General features: G+C 38.7%; 3 protein-coding genes. All 3 read left to right on the forward strand.

Annotated features, from left to right (window positions below; all coding sequences use genetic code 11):
- Positions 1-341: 341 nt before the first annotated feature.
- Positions 342-1,172 (forward strand): hypothetical protein, encoded by an 831-nt coding sequence (locus ACSHXM_RS21300; RefSeq protein WP_435692344.1) that lies wholly within the window; start codon positions 342-344, stop codon positions 1,170-1,172.
- A gap of 598 nt (positions 1,173-1,770) precedes the next feature.
- Positions 1,771-3,264: a hypothetical protein gene (locus tag ACSHXM_RS21305; protein WP_435692346.1), complete on the forward strand. Its 1,494-nt coding sequence runs from the start codon at positions 1,771-1,773 to the stop codon at positions 3,262-3,264.
- A gap of 84 nt (positions 3,265-3,348) precedes the next feature.
- On the forward strand, positions 3,349-3,593 hold a 245-nt coding region (locus ACSHXM_RS21310), incomplete at its 3' end, for a hypothetical protein (protein ID WP_435692348.1).

Consider the following 3,593-nt stretch of genomic DNA (forward strand, 5'->3'; position numbering starts at 1 on the left):
GGGATTATGAGTATTCCGTGTCAATAATGGCAGATGTTGATAATGGATTTAGGAGTATTGAGGAAGTTTTGAGTACATTGGAACAAAAATAAAATAACCAATCTAGACACCCAAAATAATAAAGTAAATAAAAGGGGTCAGAGCCGAATTAAATAGTCTATGCCGATAAGGTGTAGGCTATTTTTGTTTAATAAAAGGGGTTGTAGACGTTGATTTCCATTGGCTTCAAAAATCACCGTTAGTTAACCAGCAAAGCCCCGAAAGGGGCTTTTTTTCCTTTGATAAAACGGTTTTCGTTTTTTGTATTGGGTTCAATTAAATAACTTATGGAGTAGTAGTTCATGGAAAGTGAAGAAAATATAACCGGAAAATACACAATTGAGTGGTTCGCTAAGCTAATCGGCTTGATAGCTATCATCGCTGGTATTTTTGGTGTTTCCTTCCAGAAAGGCATGATTATGTCTATGAATTTAGGCAACCTTTCCGGTAACTACGAAATACGAGAGGTTTTTAATTCTGCTGTATTGGGTTTCTTTTTTGCGTTCAACCGATTCGCAGAGATGAGTTTTTGGCAACTCTTACCAAAGACGTTGTGGATTGCCGTGATTTTCTTGGTCTTAGGTTTTGTGGCTAGTTATCTGTTCAAGAACAAAAAGACGGTCAAAAAGAAACTCAATATAGTCGATTTTTCTCCTAATGCCGTTAGTGAGCGTATATTAAAGTCTTATTGGTTTTCCTCAATTGCAGGAGGGGTGTTTGGGGTAATAGTTGCATTTATCGGTGCAGCAGCGTGGTACTTGATGTTCACCGCGATTGCTGTGTTGTTATTACCTTCTGTAATGGGCTACTTACTCGGCGCTGCCTACATTGATAGAGAAATGGATAATCCACCATGTAGGGTGCTTAGTGAAGAAATGATGACGCAAAAGCGTATACGCCAATGCACTCAGGTTACCATCAAAGGTAAAAAGGTTATGGGCGAAATTGTTCTTGAAAACAAGGATGCCTATTTCATCCAACAAAATAGCGCATTTCTCTATATCACTAAAAACGGCGACAACTGTGTTTATTCAATACATTCGGAAACTAAGGATATTGGAAATAGAGAAAAATTTGCCTTCAGCGATAGCAGTATCAAACAGCTTTGTTTAGGCAATGATGATAAAAAATAAAAGGGGTTAGAGCCGAAATAAACGGCCTTGAGAACAAAAAAGGCTGTCTAAGACAACTCATGTTAGCGCCATCAAAACCTTTTATTCAATTTATCAGCGGCGACTTTATGTCGGGCTATGATGCCTTGTAAATCTGCGTTAACTAACTCAGATTTTTTCACTGTCCATTGCCCTTTCCACATACTGCACGTTTCGCCAAGTAGTTATAACTAAACGCCATAGGACGATGTAATTTCCGTCTATTCCCTATACACCTGTCAACCCAGTAATATTGCAAATAAAACACAACTTTTAAATACAAACCCCAAATAACACTTATTGACTTCCCTCCGAGGGAGAAACATACTTACCGCATGGAAAATTAAACACCCGAAATATTGCTGTGAGTGTTGCTTAATGGATAAGCGCAACGGTGACTACTGTTCAGTAGCGCATCTTGATGAAATCCAAACATAACAAAGTGTGCTGAGCCTTATGTGCTCAATTTCACTTTAATGTTGCTCGCCTCTGTGATTGCAAAAGGAAATATATGCTGTTCCAATTCATTAGAGCAATAACTTTACCTACGTTTGTCAAAAGTGTGTTGCTGGAATATTTGATGAAAATAATTGAAATGACGTTATCAAAAAAACTATTTTTCATAGTTGTTAATCTTGTGATTTTTTCTACGCTATCTTTTCGCGCTTCAGCGATTCCGACAGTACCGTCAACAGTAAATGCATTAATAATTAACGGTGATGATATAAGAATATCATGGTCAGCAGTAAGTGGGGCGAAGAGATATGAGCGACAATACAATCTTAATAACAGTGGTTGGAATTCTAATCTCCAAACGCATTACAACACAGTTGTAACTTTTACCAATCAGCCTGCAAGAACTACGCAATATAGAATAAGAGCTTGTGATAGTAGCAGTTGTTCAGGTTGGAAAGAATCAAATTCAGTAACAATTCCATCTTTGCCCTATGCTCCATCAAACGTGACCGCATCAATAATTAATGGTGATGATATTAGAATATCATGGTCAGCGGTAAGTGGTAGTGACCGTTATGAACGACAATATAAAATTAACAACGGAAATTGGAATTCAAATTTACAAATACACTATAACACTTCGGTTACTTTTGCTAATCAGCCACCGAGAACCACGAAATATAGGATAAGGGTCTGTGATAGCAGGGGATGCTCAAGTTGGAAAGAGTCTAATACGGTAACCGTTTTCCCAATACCTACACTAACAGCTCCTAGTACAAATACTGATGGAAGTTATACGGTTTCTTGGTCTGATGAAAACGACTTTGGTGACATAGCAAGATATGAGCTTTACGAAAACAATGTTGCCAAATATTCGGGAACCGGCCGTTCCTTACAAAGAACGGGAAAAACGGTTGGAAACTACACGTACAAAATTAGGGTGTGCCGCACTGGACTGGGTTGTGGGTATTATTCAGATACTAAAACAGTAACTGTTGAAGCTCCAACTTTACCGAATAAAGTCACAGGGGTATTGGGCCCAAGTGATGCAGTGGTTAATAGTACCTTTACCGTCAGTTGGAATAACATGCCCGATGCTGATGATTACACAGTATTAGTTAAATCAGGAGAGGCTGGAGAAGAGGTATATCAAACTATTAGTGGTGTTGAAGGAACAAGCACAACCGTCTCTTACGATAAAGATGAAGTCATCATTATTAGGGTACAAGGGTGTAATGATGCAGGTTGTGGTCCTGAGTCAGGAGCGAGAATTATTGAAGTATTCGATGATAATGTACTTGAACCTGAAGAGATCTCATTTGCATGGCAAACATCTAGTGCGATTGTTGGAGAAAAGTCGACCTTTACGTGGAATATATCGAATGTAGAAAACTGCACAGGAATATTAGGTGAAGGAACTGAAGCGCAGACTTTTGAACCATCAGGTAATTCAACTGAAGTGATATTTTATTCCATCGGCGTAAAAACTACACAGTGGTATTGCACAGACTTGGCAAACAACCGATACCCTACAGATGCTAGTCTGTTTATTGAAGCGCCAATAAACATTACCCCCCTTGCAGCACCACAAAATTTAAAGGAACAACTCAGTGAATAAGGATGTGTTAAAAATGATTTATACTCGTCGCCTGATATACATTTATACAGATTTACTTGGTAGTTCAGTGGCGGAGTCACAGTAATGCTTGATAACGTATTTTACTTTTTTGATAAAAAAATGAGAATAAAGAGCGTGTTCGCTAGTCTATTTTTGTTGCTATCTGTTTCCTCCCACGCTTCTGTTCCTAGCACCCCAGGAACACCAAGTGCATCGGCTTCTGGTACCACTATCAATTTAGCTTGGGGAGCTTCATCTAGTGCCACTTATTATAAGTTGCAATATAATGATGGCTCAGGAACTTGGCGTACTTCAAGTGGTACCTACTA

It is taken from the genome of Paraglaciecola sp. (genome assembly GCF_051252315.1).
In the GTDB taxonomy this organism is placed as follows: Bacteria; Pseudomonadota; Gammaproteobacteria; order Enterobacterales; family Alteromonadaceae; genus Paraglaciecola.